This window comes from Pseudomonas sp. BIGb0558 (assembly GCF_024807515.1).
GTDB classification, from domain to species: domain Bacteria; phylum Pseudomonadota; class Gammaproteobacteria; order Pseudomonadales; family Pseudomonadaceae; genus Aquipseudomonas; species Aquipseudomonas yamanorum_A.
In genome coordinates, this window is sequence record NZ_JANUEW010000050.1 from 19083 (window position 1) to 36738 (window position 17656).

The window sequence follows — 17656 nt, forward strand, 5'->3', positions numbered from 1 at the left end:
GAAGGACGTTAACGATGGCGCGGGCATCCTGGAAGCACCCATTGCCCTTGCGTTTTTCGCGAGCAAGCTCGCTCCTACAGGGAGGTGCACTCAGAACGCATACTGCACCCGGCTGTAGTAATACCCGCCGGTAAACCCGAACGGCGAATAACTGCCCCAGTTGTCGCCGAACGAGGAGTTCTTCACGCCGATGTGATCCGGGTATTTGTCGAACAGGTTCTGCGCGCCCACGGCCACCGTCAGTTGCTTGGTGATCGCGTACGCCACGTCGAGGTCGGTGATCCACTTGGCCGAATAGGTGCGGTCCAGGCTCGGGTCGCTGGAGCTGTTGACCTCGGTGTAGGTGCCGTAGCGGGTCAAGCGCAGGTTGACGTCGAAGTCGTGGATCGCCCAGTCGGCAGAGAAGATCATCTTGCTGCTGGGTGAGGTCTTGGTGATCAGCGCGCGCGACTGGCGGCCCATCAACTGGAAGTCGCCCAGGGCGGCGAGCTGCGCCGGGGTGTCGTTGACGCTGAGGATTTGCGTGTGGTTGTAGTTCAGCGCCGCAGTCCATTTCACCGAGCCATAGCGGTCGAGGTTTTGCCGGTAGTTGCCCACCACGTCCACGCCGGAGGTGCGGGTGTTGGCGCCGTTGGTGAAGTACTGCGCGCCCGCCGTGGCCGGTACGCCGATGCCGTCCAGCAACGCCGCAATGCCCGGGCCCTGGAAGCGTTCGCTGAGCACCAGGCGGTCCCGCAGGTTGATCACGTAGCCGTCCACCGTCAGGCTCAGGTCGTCGCTTGGGGTCAGGGCGAAACCGAGGCTGAAGTTGGTCGAGCGCTCCGGCTTCAGCGCCTTGGCGCCCAGGGCCTGGGCACCGGCGGAATCCACCGGCAGGATCACGTAGTTATATGACTGGTACACCCCGTTGATGGTGTCGAACCCGGTGGAGCGCGCGGTGAAGATTTCGTTGGCCAGGGACGGCGCACGAAAGCCGTTGCTCACGGTGCCGCGCAGGGCGAATACCGGGTTGAACGCATACCGCGTGCTGAGCTTGCCGCTGCGGGTACCGCCGACGCCTTCGTTGTAATGCTCGTAGCGCCCGGCCACGCCGACGTACCACTGCTCGGTGGGGTAGAAGCCCAGGTCGACATAGCTGGCGACGCTGTTGCGGCTGATCTTCTGTGCGTCTTCCGGGCGGATGCCGTTGGTGACCTGGGCGCCCGGGTCGGGTCGCTGCCCGGCCCGTGGATGGCCCGCGGGGAACACGTAGCCGCCATCGATATACGATGCCTCGGAGCCGGCGCGGGTCTCGTAGCTTTCGCGCCGGTGCTCCAGGCCGAACGCTACATCCAGCGGCTTGGCCAGGCCGATCTCGTAGGCGTTTTTCAGGTCCAGGTTGGTGGTGAGCTGGTCAGCGATGTAGATCCCGGAGGTGAACTTGTTCGGTGTGCTTTCACCCAGGGACGGGTTCTGGTTGTCGTAGGTGCGTTGCTTGGCGTAGTTGCGCCCGTAGGTACTGCTCAGGTCCCAGGCCCAGCCGCCGTCGAGGTCGTTGCCCTTCGCGCCGAAGGCCGATTGAAAGTCGGTCTCGTTGACCAGCCAGTACGGGCTGTAGCCGTTGGGGTAACCATTGGGGCCGGTGGTAATGGTGTTGCGGCCGTTGGGCAGGCGGAAGTTCTGGCCGTCGTTGTTCTCCCGGGTCGCGAGGGTGGAGAAGGAGTACAGCGTCAGGTCGTCGTTCAGCGGCAGGTCGAGGTTGTAGGCGACGTCGGCCAGTTGGCTGCGGGGCGAACCATAGCCTTTGTAGGTGTGGTGGCTGGAGGTGGCTTCGCGCGGGTCGGGTGAACCATCGGCCAGCGGGTAGTAATGGCTGCTGTAACCGTTGCTGCCGGCCTTGTTGTCGCGCTCCTGGTAGCGGGTGTCGAGGGACACGTTGAGCACCCCGGCTTCGCCCACCGCAAAGCCATAGTTCAGCGCCTCCTGGCCGGTGCCGCGCTTGCCGTCGTAGTTCTGGCCCAGGGTGGTGTCGGAGCTGCCGCCGGTGGTCTGCTTGAGGATGATATTGATCACCCCCGAAATCGCATCCGAACCGTACTGCGCCGCCGCACCGTCACGCAGCACTTCCACATGGTCGATGGCGGCTACCGGGATCAGGTCCAGGTCGCTGGGAGCGGCGCCGCTGTTGATGCCGTTGATGTTCAGGGTGGCGCTGGTGTGGCGGCGCTTGCCGTTGACCAGCACCAGTACGTGGGAAGCGGTGAGGCCGCGCAACGTGGCCGAGCGCACCACGCCGCTGGCGTCCCAACCGGCGCGGTCGGGCAGGTTGAACGAGGGGATGAGTTTGCCCAGGGCTTCCAGCAGGCTCGGCTTGCCCACAGCCCGCAGTTGTTCGCCGCTGATCACATCAATCGGCGTGGGGCTGGTGGTAACCGTGCGTTGCTCGGCGCCACGGTTGCCGGTGACCACCACGGTGTCGAGGGTGGAAGAGCGGTCTTCGGCGGATTCGACGCCGAAGGACGCCAGGCCGCAGGCCAGCGAGAGCGGCAGGAGTTTCAGTTGATTGTGCCGGTGTAACTTTTTGCGGTCAGGAAGCTTGCTGTGGTGAGAGAGCTTGCTGTGGCGAGGGAGCTTGCTCCCGCTGGGCTGCGCAGCAGCCCCAACGCCAGCGCCACGGTTTTCCAGGAGAACGGCGGTGTCAGGTTTTGGGGCCGCTACGCGCCCCAGCGGGAGCAAGCTCCCTCGCCACAAAGGCGTGGTCAGCCAGTTGATTTTTCGCATGAGAGTGAAGCTCCTTGGTCTCGGGTGATGTCCCTGTCAGCGTTTGCGCGCGGCAACCGCTTCGATTTCTACCAGCCCACCGGGCAGTGGCAACGCGACGACCTGCACCGCCGTGCGCGCCGGCTTTTTCGGTTGCTCGGCACTGCCGAAGAACGGCGTGTAGCCTTCCTGCAAACCGGCAAAATCCAGCTTGCCGCCCTTGGCAGGATCACCCACCAGGAACACCCGCAACTGCACCACATCCCCCAGGTCCAGCCCCTGGCTTTGCAGCACACCCTTGAGCTTGTTCAGGATCGAAGTGGTCTGGATCGCCGTGTCGCCATACGCGGCAAACGAGTCTTTCGGCGCCTTGGCGTCATGCACATCAGCCAGCAACCCACTGACAAACAGCAGCTCGGTCTGCGGTGGCACCGACACTGCCAGCGAGATCGGGAAGTTCGAGTTGGGCAGCGGCACGCGCTTGATCTCATCGGCGTGGGCGGCGAGGGTGGTGGCGGTCATCAGCAGTCCTGCAAGAAGAGTCTTCATGAGTTCATTCCTTGAGTGAGAAATTTCAGGCGGCAACGCCCGGTTGCTGGCGTTCGGCATGGCGGCCGATCAGCGCGACGATGCGCCGTGCCGAATCGGCGGCGCTGTTCTGCCAGATGCCCACACCGCCGTGGGCGAGGGCGTCGCTGGCCAGGTACGTGCGGCCCTGAGGTTCGTTGAGCACGCGATAGGCGCTTTCGCCGACCTCGTCGTTGACGATCCACGGGCCCTTGCTGTAGCTGACTTTCGACCAGTTGATCGCCACCGGTTTTTGCAACTTGGCGCTGTGGCCGGGGTGCAGCAGCTCCACCGCCTGGCGTGAAGAGGCGAACTGTTCGGCCAGGGATTTCTGGCTGAAGGCCTGGGCCGATTCGCTGGTGTTGTAGGCCGCCACCAGAATCCCCTGGGCGCTGTTGAGACGGTCGCTGGGGTACCACAAGCCTTTGACTTCATGGTCGAGGTACGACAGGCCGCCGTAGATGTTGAAGTCGGTTTCCCAGAAGCGCGGTGCCTGCCACGCCACCTTGTTGGCCTGGTCGCTTTGCGCGGTCTGGATCGCCTGCTTGAACGGTGCCGTGAAGTTGCTCGCAAGCTTGGCCAGCAGCGGCAACGGCACGGTGACGATGGCGTAGTCGGCGCTCAGGGTCTGGGTCTTGCCGCTGAGACGGTCGCGGTAGCTGATGCGGCTGCCTTGCTCCGACGTCTGGATATCGCTGACCTCAGCGTTGAAACGCACCGCATCTTTCAGGTGTTCGTAGAAGGCATACGGAATGCGGTCCATGCCGCCCACCGGCTGGAACATGGTGGAGGAAAACTCAGGTATTTCATCGAACACCAGCGCGCCCCACAGCTTGGGATTGAGCAGGGTTTGCAGCTCCAGCGGCGCGCGGGTCACGCCGGTCTGGTCGCCGGCGCCGGGCACGCGGGTGTAGCCGGAACGCACCGAGCCCTTGTATTGCAGGTCGCCGTTGAGGTCGCCATACGCCTTGAGGAAACTCAGCAGGGCCTTGCGGTCGTCCACGCTCAGGTCCTGGTCCAGCGCCTTGCGGCTGACGGTGCGGGCCAGCAGTTCAGAGAGCTGGCCGCGGGTGTCGTTGACCGCCTGGCGCAGTTGGAACGCCGGCTGCTGGGTATCCGGTCGGGCCAGGGCATTGCGGCTGCTGTTGACCAGCACCTGCAACTCCACACCCAGTTCGCGGCAGTAGCCGAGGATCGTTTGGTGGTGGCTGGGAATCCGCGCCGGGCCGGCATTGAAAAACTGCCCGTCGTCAAAGTCGACGGTCTGGCTGACGCCGTCGTCGAAGTCGACTTTGGTGCCTCGGCGCAGCGTCCAGTTGCGCCCGCCGACCCGGTCGCGGGCTTCCAGGATCGTCACGTTGAACCCGGCCTTGCGCAGCTCATAGGCGCTGACCAGCCCGGAGATTCCGGCGCCGACCACCACCACGCTCTTGCCTTTGCCGGTGCTGCCCAATTGCAGCGGGGTGAAGCTCGATGCCACTGCCTGAGGCGTCAGCCCCAGCGCGCCCAATGCGCTGACAGCGGCGGAATAACCGCCCACGGCGGCAATGCGGGAAATCAGTTCCCTGCGGGTAAAAGCCATGATTCGCTCCTTGAGATAGCGGTGCTTTTGGAGGTGGTAGCGTCAGAGGTCGTAGCGCACGGTCAGCAACAGGGTTCGCGGGTCGTTGACCGAGTAGTAGCGGGCGCCGCTGGAGGGCACGTAGCCCACCGACTGCGGGTAGGCGCGGTCCAGCAGGTTTTTCACCGCCAGGGTGGTAGTCCAGTGCCCGTCGCCGCTGATGTAGCGGGTGTTGGCGTTCCAGAAGGTTTGCTGCGGGATTTCCTGGATGTCGTCGTTCAGCGCATTGGCGTAGGACTTGGTCTGGAACTGCGCATCGGTGCCCGCAAGCAGAGTGCCGGGCAGCCCGGCCGGGATGGTGTAGTTCAGGCCAACGCTTGCGTTCCAGCGCGGCGAGAACACCAGCTGCTTGCCGTTGGCATCCACCCCGGCACCGCTGGCGTTCTGGAAGTCGTCGTACTTGCTTTGCAGGTAGCCGACGTTGGCGGTCAGTTGCAGGTCGCGGCTCAGGGCGGTGAGGGTTTCCAGCTCCACGCCGTAGGTGTGGGCACGGCCAACGTTGGTGCGCAGGCTCACCCCCAGCGCCGGGTCATAGGCGTTGGTTTGCAGGTCTTTGTAGTCGTTGTAGAACACCGCGACGTTGGCCCGCAGGCGCTGGTCGAAGAAGTCGCCCTTGACCCCGGTTTCCCAGGTGGTCACGTCTTCCGGGGAGAACGCCTGTTCGGCGGCGGCCTGGGTCGGTGCGCGGTTGTCGTAGCCGCCTGCCTTGAAGCCCTTGGCGACGTAGGCGTACTGGTTCAGGTGTGGGGTCCAGGCGTATTCGAAGCCGATTTTCGGGCTGGTGGATTGCCAGGATTTGCTCGATTCGGCGGTGAAGTTGGTGCCGGTGATCTGTCGGTCGGTGTTGATCGCATAGTTGGTGAAGTCGAAATTCTTGTGCTCGCGGGTAAAGCGCAGGCCGGCGATCAGCGACAGTTGTTGCGTGAGCTTGTAGGTGCCCTGGCCATACAGCGCATAGCTTTCGGTGTTGGTGGTGCTGTATTGGCCCTGGCCGATCACCCGGTTGCGGGCGACGGAATAGGTGAGGTTGTCGCGGTCGGCGTCGAACTTCTCGCGGTACAGGTACACGCCGGTGCTGAAGCTGAAATCGTCGTAGTCGCCGTTGAGCTGGAACTCCTGGGTCGCGTAGTTCTGCTTGTACAGGATCAGGTTGTTCTGGATCAGCGCGGCTTGCCCTGAGTTGTCATAGTCCACCGGTTGGTGGAACGCCGAGTAGGCGGTGACGGACTTGAAACTCAGATGATCGTCGATCGCATAGATCGCCCGCAGCACCGAGCTGCCCTGGTCCAGGCGGTTCTTCGGGTCGAGGCTGCTGTAGCTCTTGAACTTGTCGAAATGCCCGTTGGCGTCGAAGGGCGTGTAGCTAGTGGTGTCGCCCCGGTCGAAGGTGCCGGCCAGGGTCAGTTGCACATCCCAGGGCGAATCCACCGGCTTGTAGCGCAGCTTGCCGCGATAGGACTGGATGTCGACGTTGTTCACGTCCTTGCCCCGTGTAGGGTCGGACACGGTGCCATCGCGGCTCAGGCGAATCGCCGAGAAGCTGCCGAACAGCGCGTTGTCCACCAACGGGCCGCTGATCAGCAGGCGGGCGTTCTGCGCGTCGTAGCTGCCGGCGCCCAGCTCCACGAATCCACGGGTTTCCTGGGTCGGGTCGCGGGTGATCACACGGATCGCGCCGGCGCTGCTGTTGCGTCCGTACAGCGTGCCCTGAGGGCCGCGCAGCACTTCGACGCGCTCCACATCGTTGAAGTCGAGCATCGAGGAAATGGCGCGGGGGATGTACAGGTCATCGGCGTAGACGGCGACGGCGGCTTCCTGGATCGGGTCGGTTTCACCGATGCCGCGGATGCCATAGGTCTGGGCGCTGTAGGAGATCGACTGGCGGCTGAGTGTCAGGTTCGGTACCTGGCCGGCGAGGTCGCGCACGCTGTTGATCTGCTTGTCTTCGAGGGCCTTTTCGTCGAACGCGGAAATCGCCAGCGGAGTTTTTTGCAGGTCTTCGCTGCGGTGCTCGGCGGTGACGTTGACCACCGGCAGGGCGGTGTCATCAGCGTGGGCGGTGAGGCCGAACAGGGCGAGGGAGACGGCCAGTGTCAGGCGATTGGGTACGACGGTAGGACTCATGATGGACCCCTGAGGTGGTTGACGGTTTAGGCAAAGTCGGGCCTCCACCTGGTCAGGGGTCGGTAATGGATGTAACAGTATTTGTATAAATGCCGGGCGTAAAAGTCCGATTAGTTATAAGTTAATTATAAAATATAGGTATGTAATGGTTTGGTTGTGATGCGTAAGGCTGATGATATTTTTCGGCTGACAAAAAACAAATGTGGGAGCTGGCTTGCCTGCGATGGCGGTGGTTCAGTCACATTGATATCGACTGATCCATTGCTATCGCAGGCAAGCCAGCTCCCACATTTTTAATCGCGCTGGGCTTAGTAACCGCGTTGGGTATCGGCCAGGTTTTCCAGCGGCAGATTACCCAGATATCTTTCCAGGTTGCCCAGAAAACTGTCCGCAATATCATGCCGGCTATTGGTCGAAATCGCCGACGTATGCGGCGACACCCTGACCCTCGGATGCCCGTACAGCGCATGCCCGTCCGGCAATGGCTCGGGCTCGGTCACATCCAGCGAAGCCAGCCCGATGTGCCCGCTGTCCAGGGCCTCCAGCAGCGCCTCATGATCCACCAAACCACCCCGGGCAATGTTGATCAGGTGCAGCCCCGGCCTGGCACTCGCCAGCACGTCACGGTCCACAATATGCCGCGTTGCTTCGGTCAAAGGCGCGGCCAGTACCAGGTGATCAGCGCGCGCAAACAAGTCGTGGATATCCCGCGCCGCTTCCACGCCATCTACGTCAAAGGTTGCCTGGCTTTGTCGCAACGCCACCACCTTGATCCCCAACCCATGAGCCTTCTGCGCCAGGCTGCGACCAATCGCACCAAACCCGAGAATCCCCAACGTAGTGCCCTTGAGCGGCCGCAACGGGGTGAACTGCCATTGCGAATCCTGCACCCAGATATCCGGCAAATGCTTGGCCGCCGCGAAGATCGCCGCCAGGGCGAACTCGGCGAGGTTCTCAGCGGCGCTGCCTCGTGAGGTGCTCACCGGCGGTCCGTTGAACAGCCATTTGGGGTAGAAATCGATGCCCGACGACACCACTTGAATCCACTGCACGCCATACGGCCAGCCCGGTGGCGGTGTGTCCGGCGCGGTGTAGCCACGCACGTTGATCGGCCGCGCCAGCAGGATATTGGCCTGGGGCGGCAAGTCGCTGGGTACGCCAGCGGGCACTCCGATCACCTCGGCACCGGGGTGCGTGAGGGCCAGGCGCTGGCGGATCACTGCGTTGAAATCTTCATCCAGCTGGCTGGCGATAATCACCTGGCTCATGTGCGTTCCTTGTGTCGTTGAGCGAAGACGGCTTTGCCGACGCCTTGCAGCACCGCGTCGTTCTGCGGGGTGTGCACGCGGCTGCACAGCACGTCGCGGTAATGCCGTTGCAGCGGGCTATGGCGGGACAAGCCGGGATTGCCTGAGGCCTCGATGGCCAGCTCCACGGCGCGGATCGCGTTGCCCGTCACCAGGTATTTGATTTGCGCCGCATTGGCCGCCGGCGTGTGGCCATCGGCAGCAGCGTCCAGCAGGCTGCGGTTGGCAAACAGCAGGGTGTCGATATGCCCGACGGTCTCCTGAAAGCGCGGCAAGGTCGACAGCGCGGCGCCGAGGTTGGAGGGTTTGCGTTGTTCCAGCCAGTCCACCAGCCAGTCGCGCGCGGCCTGGGCCACGGCGTCGTACACCGATGAGAGCAGCACTGACATCCACAGGAACCCGTCGCCGTCCAGCTCTGCCTGTGGCGCGCTCCACGGGCTGACGCTGACCGCATGGTCCAACGGCACCAGCACGTTATCGAACACCACTTCGTGGCTGCAGGTAGCGCGCATGCCCAGGTGGTCCCAGGTGTCGATGATGCTGATGCCGGGGCTGTCCTTGGGCACCAGCCAGGCGCCTACCAGCGGGTCTTCATCGCTGCTGCGGGCCCATACGCTGAACCAGGTCAGGCCATGGCTGCCGGTGGAGTAGATCTTGCGCCCGCTGATGCGCCAACCGGCGGAGGTACGCCGTGCGACGGTCGCAGGCAGGCCGCCACGGGCCGGGGTGCCAAGATCCGGCTCGACCCGCAGCGCATTGATCAGCGCGCCATTGCGCACGGCGTCCTCGGCGACTTGGGTGCGCAGGGCCGGCGGCCAGGTTTTGCTGTCTTGCAGGCGGGTGTGTTGCAGGTACTGCATCACCAGGATCAACGCGGTGGAGGGCTCGCCCTTGGCGATGGCGCTGATGGCCTTGCGCGCCTGGGCCAGGTTGGCGCCGCCACCGCCCAACGCCTTGGGCACGGTCAGGGCGACGAGGCCGTGCTGGTGCAGCAGCTTGAAGTTGTCGTGGGGGAAGGCGCCGCTTTCGTCGTAAAGGTGTGCGGTGGCGGCGAGCTGGGCGCTGAGGGTTTCCAGCAAGGCTTCGAAATTGGCCACTTCCACGGAGCGCAGTGAGGGTTGAAAAGAAAGGCTCATGGTCGGTTCACTCTGGATGGGTGTACACCGATCAATGTGGGAGCTGGCTTGCCTGCGATAGCGGAGTGTCAGCCGCTGAAAATGCAATCTGATACACCGCTATCGCAGGCAAGCCAGCTCCCACACTGGATCGTGTTCGTCTTCTAAATGGGCAGCAGCTTGAACTGCCGATCCCACAACGGGCTGACATCCAGCCGCTCGCTCAACACCCCGGCGTTGAAGAACAGATCCGCCACTTCCTGCTGCGAAGCGATGGCCTGGTCGTTCACCTCGATCACGCTGTAGGGCTGGCTGCGGTTGTTGTACACGTCGAGGAACACCGCTTTGTCCACCCCCAGCAACTTCGCCGATTTCTCGGCCCAGGGCTCGGGGTTGTTGTTCATCCATTCCAGGGTGCGCGCCTGGCGCTGCAGGTAATCCTGGATCGCCTGCTTGCGCAGCGGGTCTTCCAGGGCCGCGGGGCGGGCGCCGATCAGGTAGTTGCCGGAGAGGTAGCCGAGGGCGGTTTTCAATACCCGGGCGCCGCTGCGGAATTTCGCCAGCTGGATAAACACCCCGTAGATTACCCACGCGTCCAGCTGGCCGCTCTGGAACGCGCTGAAACCATCCTGCGGCGTGAGCGCCACGGGGGTGATGTCGTTGAACGTCAGCCCTTGTTCCTTCAAGGCCTTGATCAAAAAGTAGTGGGACGTGGTGGAGCGCACATAGCCCACGCGCTTGCCTTTGAGCTGGGCGATGGATTCAATTTTCGAATCCTTGGGAATCAGGATCACCTGGTTGTTCACGTCGCCTTGCAGCACCGCGATCAGCTTCGGTTCGCGGTGGCTCTGGATCGAAAAGATCGGTGGGATCTCACTCATGCCGCCAATGTCGAGGCTGCCCGAGGCCAGCGCTTCGACGATCAGGTTGCCGCCGGCAAACTCGGCGTAGTCGACCTTGTAGGGGGTGTTGGAAGTGCCGGCATCGTCGGTGAAGTACGAGTCCTGGCCACGGTAGGTGGCGACGGCAAGGGTCAGGTCCGAGAGCTTCGCAGCGCCTGCGAAAGCCCGTGGTACCAGCGAGGCAAGCCCCAGCGCACCAAGGGCAATCGAACTGGCGCCCAGGAAGCCGCGACGATTGAACTGTCCCTGTTTGATCGTGTTCGTCATGGTCGGGTCCTGGTCAGATGGCAATCTGTGTTGGCTGCGATTCAAGGGCCGCGCTGTAGCGGTTGGACGGCACCTCCAGGCCAAGGTTGTCCCGCAGGGTGACGCCGCTGTATTCGCTGCGGAACAGGCCGCGCTGTTGCAGCACCGGCACCACCAGCTCGGTGAAGTACTGGAGGCCGTCCGGCAGCAGTGAATTGATGATGAACCCGTCGGCCGCGCCGGCTTCGAACCAGGTCTGGATCGCGTCGGCGACCTGCTCAGGCGTGCCGACAAAATCGCGCTTGGGCCGGGAGAAACGCAGGGCCACTTCCCGCAGGGTCAGGCCCTCGTCGCGGGCCAGTTGCTTGATGCGGTCGGAGCCGCCTTTCTGGCTGTTGGAGCCCAGGTCGCCCAGTTCCGGGAAGGGCTCGTCCAACGGGTACTTACTGAAATCGTGGTCATTGAACGGGCGGCCCAGGGCGACGATCGCATCTTCGACGGTCACCAGTTCCACCGCTTGTTGATAGCGACGTTCCACCTCGGCCTCATCGCGGCCAACAATCGGGCGGATGCCCGGCAGGATCGACAACTGATCGGCATCACGACCAAAACGGCGGGCGCGTTGTTTCAAGTCCTGGGCGTAGGCTTTGGCTTCGTCGAAGGTCTCGGCGTGCACGAAAATCGCGTCACTGTTTTCGGCGGCAAAATTGCGCCCGTCTTCGGAGGTGCCCGCCTGGAAAATCACCGGTTGGCCCTGGCGCGAGCGGGCGATATTCAGCGGGCCCTTGACCGAGAAAAACTCGCCCTTGTGCTCCAGCGCGTGCAGCTTGCCGGGGGTGAAGAACTCGCCGCTCTGCTTGTTGTAGGCGAAGGCATCGTCTTCCCAGGAATCCCACAGGCCCTTGACCACATTCACGTGCTCCTTGGCGATGCGGTAGCGCACGGCATGGGGCGGGTGCTCGGCCTTGCCGAAGTTGTCGGCGGTGCCGCTGAGCCACGAGGTGACCACGTTCCAGCCGGCGCGGCCGCCGCTGATGTGGTCCAGGGAGGCGAACTGGCGCGCCACCTGGAACGGCTCGGTGTAGCTAACAGTGACGGTCGCCACCAGGCCGATGTTCGAGGTCAAGGCCGCGAGGGCGGAAAGGATGGTCAGGGGCTCAAAACGGTTGAGGTAGTGCGGGCTGGATTTCTCATGGATATGCAGGCTGTCGGCGATGAACACGAAATCGAATTTCGCGCCTTCGGCCAGTTGCGTCTGATGCTTGTAGAACCCGAAGTTGACGCTGGCATTGGGTTGCGCCTGCGGATGGCGCCATTCGCCCCAGCCGTGACCGACGCCGTGCACCATGGCACCGAGTTTCAGTTGGCGTTTGCTCATGATCGATCTCCTGTTAGCGGGAAGCTTGGGTAAGGGGGGCGCGCTTGGCGTTGAAGCTCTTGTCGAAGCCTGGGGAGACGTCGATGTGTCGGGTCAGCAGGCCTTCTTCCTGGTAGATGTCGGCGGTGGTTTGCAGGCCGCTGATCACCGAGTCGTCAATCGCCACCGGCTGCATATGGGTGGCGTTGGCCACGGCCACATGCACCTCCAGCGGCAGGCCGGTGATTTTCGCCATGGCTGCGGCGAACTCCTGCGGGTGGTCGTTGCTCCAGCGGTAGGCGCGGTCGACCCGGGCGACGAAGTCATCCAGTTGCACGCGCTTGTCGGCGATCGCCTGGCTGGTGGCGGCGAGGTACAGATGATTGCTCAGCAGGTTGTTGCCGCTGGCGAGCACCCTGGCCTGGCTTTGGGAGGTGACCACCGTGGTGTAGGGGTCCCACGTCGACCAGGCATCGGCGGTGCCGTTATCCAGTACCAGCCGTGACTCGCTGGGCAGCAGGAAGATGAACTGCACGTCGCGGGTGGAAAGGCCGGCGCTGCGCAGCGCCTTGATCGCCAGGAAATGCCCGATGGAGCCGCGGGTGGTGACGATGCGCTTGCCTTTGAGGTCGGCGACGCTGTTGATCGGCGAATCCTTGGGCACGATGATCGCAGTGGTGTTGCGGCCTTCGGCGTGGATGATGCTCACCACCTTCAGCGGCGCACCGGCACCGAGGGCGAATACATAGGGCGCATCGCCCAGGGCACCGATGTCCACGGCGCCGGCGTTGAGGGCTTCGCCCAACGGCGCGGCGGCGGGGAACTCGGACCACTGGATTTCGTAGGGCACACTTTTGGTTTCGCCGGCGACTTCCAGCAGGGCCTTGATGGTGGATTTCTGGTTGGCCACCCGCAGGGGTTGCAGGTCGGCGGCCTGGCAGGCCGCGCCCAGGGTGAGGGCGGCCAATATAAGGGCAAGGGTCAAGCGCATCAGGCGGGCTCCAGGCTAAGTCTTGGGTTCAGTCGCCTCCGCCTGGAGAAGGGGTCGGCCGGTCGTGGGAAACGGGGCGAGCGGGCTCGCCCCGGGCAGTGTTCAGATCACGTAGAAACCGTGGGTACCGTCGCGGGCCAACTGGTCCACCAGGCCAAATTCCCAATCCAGGTAGGCCTGCATGGCTTCCCTCGGGTTGTCGGTGCCTTCGTACGGGCGGCGGTAGCGGTCGATGCGCGGCGAGGCGAGGCGGGTTTCGCCTTCTTCCAGGGGCAGTTGCGCGGCGATCCAGCTGGCGGTGCCGTCCTGCAGCAGGAACACGGGCTTGCCGGTCAGCGCTTCGACTTCGGCGACGGCCAGGCGCGCCAGTTGGCTGCTGCCGCAGGTCAGCACGTAGCGCTCGGCGGCGGGCACCTTGCGCAAGGCCTCTGGTAGTTGCGCGCGCAATGCCCACCATGCACCGGGAATGTGGCGCTTGACGTAGTTGGCGCTGGCGGTGAAATCCAGTACTGCGGTGTCGCCATGAGCCTGCCATTCGGCGAGGGTATGCGGGCTGATCAGCTCGGCCTGTTGCGGCGCCGGGACCGGGGCAACCCAGTTGCCCGTTGCACTGAAGTGTTCAGGCTGCAGGTTATCCAGCACATACACTTCCCAGCCCAACTGCGCGAGCCAGGACGCCGACATGTTGGCCCGCACGCCGTCGTCATCCGCCAGTACCAGCCGGGCGCCACGGACGCTGGCGACGTGATCGGTTTCCTGTACCAACTGGCCGCCGGGTGTGGAGCGCGCGCCGGGCAGGTGGCCGGCTTCGAATTCTTCCGGGGTGCGAACGTCGAACAGGTAAGTGGTGCGGGCGGCTTCCTGCTGCCAGCGGTGCAGGTCGGCGAGGGTGGCGCGGCCTGCGCGGGCCTTGTCGGCGACGTGGCGGGCGTCCTTGGCGGCAATCTGGCGATGTGCTTCGGACGTCGGCGCAAAGCGGCGAGCCTGCCCGTGTTGCAGCTTTTGCCCGGCGAGGGTCCAGCCGATGGTGCCGTTGCGCAGGGCCGACACCGGGTTGGCGATGCCCGCATTGATCAGCGACTGGGTGCCGATGATGCTGCGGGTACGCCCGGCGCAATTGACGATGATGCGGGTGGCCGGGTCCGGCGCCAGTTCACGGGCGCGCAGCACCAGTTCGGCCCCGGGCACGCTGATGCCGGTGGGAATGCTCATGGTCTGGTATTCATCGAAGCGGCGGGCGTCGAGCACCACCACGTCGGCGTTGCTGTCGAGCAAGGCCTGGACTTCTTCCGCCGCAAGAGACGGTGTGTGGCGCTGGCTTTCCACCAGTTCGCCAAAGGATTTGCTCGGTACGTTGACGTCGATAAACAGCTCGCCACCGGCGTTGCGCCAACCGTCCAGGCCACCTTCCAGCAAGCTGACCTGGGTGTAGCCGAGCGCCTGCAAGCGCTGGGCGGCGACCTGCGCCAGGCCTTCGCCGTTGTCGTAGACGGTGACGTGGGTGTCCCGGCGCGGGATGCGCGAGTACACCTCCAGTTCCAGTTTCGACAGCGGGATATTCGCGGCGAACAGGGGGTGGGATTCGGCGAAAGGCGCTTCCTCGCGCACATCCACGAGGGCGACTTCTTCACGGTCCAACAGGGCCTGGCGAATCTGGGCGAAGGTGCGGTTCGATACAGTCATGGGGCAAGGCTCTCTTTGGACAAGGCGTCTTTGGACAAATCCCAGATGTTCGGGAGAAAGGCGTTGGAATAACCGGAGATGAACAGTTTCTCGCTGCCGTCCGGCTGGTACACGGCGCGGCGCACGGCACCGATATTGGCGCCGTAGACATGAATGCTGACGGACACCTGGTCGCTGAAGGCATTGCTGACTTGATGGATGTCACCGATCTTCGGCGACACGGCTTCCACCTGGCCGGGTTCCAGCTGGATACGCTTGCCGTCAGGGATCAGTGCCCCCTCGGCGTTACGCTCGTAGCCCTGGGAATACTCGGAACCCCGCAGCATGCCGATCAGCCCCCACACCCGATGGTCATGGATCGGCGTGGTCTGCCCCGGCCCCCACACAAAGCTGACGATGCTGAAGCGCTGGCGCGAATCGGCGTGCAGCAGGAATTGCTGATAACGCTCGGGGTTGGGTTGGGCAAACTCGTCCGGCAGCCAGTCGTCATGGCTGACCAGTTGCGCCAGCAGCTTGCCGCCACGGTGCAGCAGGTCGCCTTCGCGAGGGTTGCCGTCGATCAATTCCGCCAGGGCGCCAATGAATGCTCTGAGTCTCTCCGGGTGTCGGGCCTGGGTCATGACAATTCCATCGTGGGTGGTTCGTGGTGATGGGTTTATCTAAGCATAATGTTTATAGTTAATATGCTATTTTTTAATGATTAGGTTATAGCTTAAAGTAATTTAGAACCGGTTTGAATAGCGTTAGACGTTATCGATCCGCCCGTGGGCTATCCAGCCATCGGGATTGGAACTATGCTTTTCACACATCTTAATGACTGTTCTCTATGTGCGGCCCAAATGAAAATTGACGATATCGATGCCTTTGTCGAAGTGATTCGTTGCCAGTCCATCAGCCATGCCGCCGAGTCGTTGCAACTGACCCAGCCGGCCATCACCCGTCGCGTGCAGAACTTCGAGCAGGCGTTGGGGGTGGAGTTGTTCGACCGCAACACCAAGCCGCTCAAGCCTACTTTGATCGGTACGCGGGTGTATGAACAGTGCCGTTCGATCCTTCGGGAAATGGACGCCCTGCGCGAACTGGTGGCCACCGACGCACCGCCCACCGGCTTGCTGCGCCTGGGCGTGCCGCAAACCATCGGCGACGTGGTGCTGCTGGATGCCCTCAAGCACCTGCGCAACGAATACCCCGAGCTGCGGGCCCAGGTGGCTACCGGCTGGGGCAGCCAACTGGTGGGCAAGATCGAGCGCGGCGAACTGGACGCGGCGGCGGCGTTGTTTCCGGCGGGCAAGATCTTCCCGGACAACATCGTCGGCGAGTCCATCGGCAAGATGGAATTGGTGGTGGTGTGTGCCAAGGCCCAACTGCCGAAAAAACCGTGCAAGCTAGCCGATGTGTACCAGAGCGGCTGGATCCTCAACCCCGATGGCTGCGGTTTCCGCGCCGGGTTGCAACGCACCTTGTCGGACCAGGGCCTGGCGTTGCGGGTCAACCTGGAGACCTTCGGCACCGAGCTGCAACTGGGCCTGGTGGCGGACGGCCTGGGCCTTGGCCTGGTGCCGCGCCCGTTGCTGGAACGCAGTGCCCATCGCGATCAGTTGGCGGCCATGCCGCTGAAGGATTTCAAGCCGGTGATGGACCTGTGGCTGATCTACCCGCACTTCCTTGGCAACCTGCAAGGGCCGGTGGATGCGTTTGGCGAGTTGGTGGCGGCGTCGTTGCACAAGATCCGGAATGCGGCGTGATATGAAAAAAAATAATAATTAGCTTAGATTAAAATGTGCTTTTTATTATTTTTTGGCATCCCCTAGGCTTGCCTGGAAGTCCTTAAGGCCATCCAGGAAGTTTTGCCATGAGCAGCGTCACCTCGATCTCCAGTGTCTCGAACAACGTCCGCCAGCGGGTCACCCCGGAAGAGTGGGAGGTGCGCGTCAAGCTGGCGGCGGCCTATCGGCTGGCCGCTCTGTACAAGTGGACTGACCACATCTATACGCACTTCTCCGCCCGCGTGCCGGGGCCTGAGGAGCATTTTCTGATCAACGCCTATGGGTTGTTGTTCGATGAGATCAGTGCTTCCAACCTGGTCAAGGTGGACATCGACGGTACGATCGTCGATGACCCTACCGGGCTGGGGATCAATTACGCGGGCTACGTGATCCACAGCGCTATCCATGCGGCTCGTCATGACCTGCAGGCTGTGCTGCATACGCATACTCGCGACGGTATTGCGGTGTCGGCGCAGAAGGACGGGTTGTTGCCTATCTCTCAGCATTCCATCGGATTTTCCGGGCGTGTGGCGTACCACGGGTATGAAGGCGTGGCGCTTGACCTGGATGAGCGCGAGCGGCTGGTGGCGGACCTGGGGGACAAGAGCGTGATGATTCTGCGTAACCATGGGTTGCTGACGGCGGGGGTGAGTGTGGAGCATGCGTTCCAGCAACTGCAGGGGTTGGAGCGGGCGTGCAATATCCAGATCGCGGCGCAGGCGGGGGGGAATGCTGAGCTGATCTTTCCGCCGGCCGAGGTGGTGGCCAAGGTGGAGAAGCAGGCGCAGGTCTTCAAGAGCGGGGATGGGCCGGGGGTGGCGCGGCACTGGAATGCGTTGATTCGGCAGTTGGAGCGTACGGATACTGATTACAAGCTCTGAGGGTGTGGGACCGAGTACATATCCGTCGCGGGTAAACCGGCGTCCTGCCTGTTTACCCGCTCCGTACTACCTGCGTTCGGCCAGCGTGGTTTAACGGGGCGTCTAAGATCAAAAGCCAGAGCACAGTGGCCTACAGGCCGGCTTGAGTGTGGTGAAGCAAAGGCAGCATCAAGATCAAAATCTACAGCGGGCACGGTCAAAAATGTGGGAGCTGGCTTGCCTGCGATGGCATCACCTCGGTGTATCTGATGTACCGAGTTGCCTGCATCGCAGGCAAGCCAGCTCCCACAGAAAAGCAGCTCTGCGCTTGCCTTGGCTTTTGATCTGGCTTTTACCACTCAGGTCGGCTTTCAGGCC

General features: G+C 63.0%; 13 protein-coding genes. 2 read left to right on the plus strand and 11 right to left on the minus strand.

Features of this window, described 5'->3' with window-relative positions:
• Positions 1–90: 90 nt before the first annotated feature.
• The 11 genes from M2400_RS30645 to M2400_RS30695 form a co-directional block, all read right to left on the minus strand.
• Positions 91–2760 carry a TonB-dependent siderophore receptor gene (locus tag M2400_RS30645; protein WP_259198177.1) on the minus strand — a complete coding sequence of 890 codons (2670 nt, stop codon included), beginning with the start codon at positions 2758–2760 and terminating at the stop codon, positions 91–93.
• 36 nt (positions 2761–2796) lie between these two features.
• On the minus strand, positions 2797–3288 hold the full coding sequence (locus M2400_RS30650; RefSeq protein WP_177041565.1) for a RidA family protein: 492 nt from the start codon (positions 3286–3288) through the stop codon (positions 2797–2799).
• A gap of 25 nt (positions 3289–3313) precedes the next feature.
• A complete protein-coding gene (locus tag M2400_RS30655; RefSeq protein ID WP_259198176.1) occupies positions 3314–4888 on the minus strand; it encodes an FAD-dependent oxidoreductase in 1575 nt (524 codons plus the stop codon).
• 42 nt (positions 4889–4930) lie between these two features.
• The gene (locus tag M2400_RS30660) at positions 4931–7051 is read right to left on the minus strand and encodes a TonB-dependent receptor (RefSeq protein ID WP_259198175.1); all 2121 of its coding nucleotides are present in this window, start codon (positions 7049–7051) and stop codon (positions 4931–4933) included.
• Between the two features lie 308 nt (positions 7052–7359).
• Positions 7360–8319: a D-isomer specific 2-hydroxyacid dehydrogenase family protein gene (locus M2400_RS30665; RefSeq protein ID WP_259198174.1), complete on the minus strand. Its 960-nt coding sequence runs from the start codon at positions 8317–8319 to the stop codon at positions 7360–7362.
• Complete coding sequence (locus M2400_RS30670; protein ID WP_259198172.1) at positions 8316–9494, minus strand: acyl-CoA dehydrogenase family protein; 1179 nt, start codon at positions 9492–9494, stop codon at positions 8316–8318. Before M2400_RS30670 ends, M2400_RS30665 begins: the two co-directional genes overlap by 4 nt.
• A gap of 143 nt (positions 9495–9637) precedes the next feature.
• On the minus strand, positions 9638–10642 hold the full coding sequence (locus M2400_RS30675; RefSeq protein WP_177121740.1) for an ABC transporter substrate-binding protein: 1005 nt from the start codon (positions 10640–10642) through the stop codon (positions 9638–9640).
• Positions 10643–10655: 13 nt separating this feature from the next.
• Complete coding sequence (locus M2400_RS30680) at positions 10656–11999, minus strand: LLM class flavin-dependent oxidoreductase (RefSeq protein ID WP_177041577.1); 1344 nt, start codon at positions 11997–11999, stop codon at positions 10656–10658.
• 13 nt (positions 12000–12012) lie between these two features.
• A complete protein-coding gene (locus tag M2400_RS30685; protein WP_259198170.1) occupies positions 12013–12969 on the minus strand; it encodes an ABC transporter substrate-binding protein in 957 nt (318 codons plus the stop codon).
• Positions 12970–13071: 102 nt separating this feature from the next.
• Positions 13072–14652, minus strand: coding sequence for a rhodanese-related sulfurtransferase (locus M2400_RS30690; protein ID WP_259198169.1), 1581 nt, complete (start codon positions 14650–14652; stop codon positions 13072–13074).
• Positions 14649–15272 (minus strand): cysteine dioxygenase, encoded by a 624-nt coding sequence (locus M2400_RS30695; RefSeq protein WP_259198166.1) that lies wholly within the window; start codon positions 15270–15272, stop codon positions 14649–14651. The genes M2400_RS30690 and M2400_RS30695 overlap by 4 nt, the downstream gene beginning before the upstream one ends.
• A 219-nt stretch (positions 15273–15491) precedes the next feature.
• On the opposite strand from M2400_RS30695, the gene M2400_RS30700 reads away from it, so the two are divergent.
• Positions 15492–16397 carry a LysR family transcriptional regulator gene (locus M2400_RS30700; RefSeq protein WP_177041584.1) on the plus strand — a complete coding sequence of 302 codons (906 nt, stop codon included), beginning with the start codon at positions 15492–15494 and terminating at the stop codon, positions 16395–16397.
• 107 nt (positions 16398–16504) lie between these two features.
• Positions 16505–17299 (plus strand): class II aldolase/adducin family protein, encoded by a 795-nt coding sequence (locus tag M2400_RS30705; RefSeq protein WP_177041586.1) that lies wholly within the window; start codon positions 16505–16507, stop codon positions 17297–17299.
• The last annotated feature ends 357 nt before the right edge of the window (positions 17300–17656 follow it).

Coding starts and splice junctions, on each gene's coding strand:
- M2400_RS30665 (WP_259198174.1), bottom strand. CDS start 8,319: ATGAGCCAGGTGATTATCGCCAGCCAGCTGGATGAAGATTTCAACGCA.
- M2400_RS30655 (WP_259198176.1), bottom strand. CDS start 4,888: ATGGCTTTTACCCGCAGGGAACTGATTTCCCGCATTGCCGCCGTGGGC.
- M2400_RS30675 (WP_177121740.1), bottom strand. CDS start 10,642: ATGACGAACACGATCAAACAGGGACAGTTCAATCGTCGCGGCTTCCTG.
- M2400_RS30670 (WP_259198172.1), bottom strand. CDS start 9,494: ATGAGCCTTTCTTTTCAACCCTCACTGCGCTCCGTGGAAGTGGCCAAT.
- M2400_RS30700 (WP_177041584.1), top strand. CDS start 15,492: ATGAAAATTGACGATATCGATGCCTTTGTCGAAGTGATTCGTTGCCAG.
- M2400_RS30690 (WP_259198169.1), bottom strand. CDS start 14,652: ATGACTGTATCGAACCGCACCTTCGCCCAGATTCGCCAGGCCCTGTTG.
- M2400_RS30660 (WP_259198175.1), bottom strand. CDS start 7,051: ATGAGTCCTACCGTCGTACCCAATCGCCTGACACTGGCCGTCTCCCTC.
- M2400_RS30650 (WP_177041565.1), bottom strand. CDS start 3,288: ATGAAGACTCTTCTTGCAGGACTGCTGATGACCGCCACCACCCTCGCC.
- M2400_RS30695 (WP_259198166.1), bottom strand. CDS start 15,272: ATGACCCAGGCCCGACACCCGGAGAGACTCAGAGCATTCATTGGCGCC.
- M2400_RS30645 (WP_259198177.1), bottom strand. CDS start 2,760: ATGCGAAAAATCAACTGGCTGACCACGCCTTTGTGGCGAGGGAGCTTG.
- M2400_RS30680 (WP_177041577.1), bottom strand. CDS start 11,999: ATGAGCAAACGCCAACTGAAACTCGGTGCCATGGTGCACGGCGTCGGT.
- M2400_RS30685 (WP_259198170.1), bottom strand. CDS start 12,969: ATGCGCTTGACCCTTGCCCTTATATTGGCCGCCCTCACCCTGGGCGCG.
- M2400_RS30705 (WP_177041586.1), top strand. CDS start 16,505: ATGAGCAGCGTCACCTCGATCTCCAGTGTCTCGAACAACGTCCGCCAG.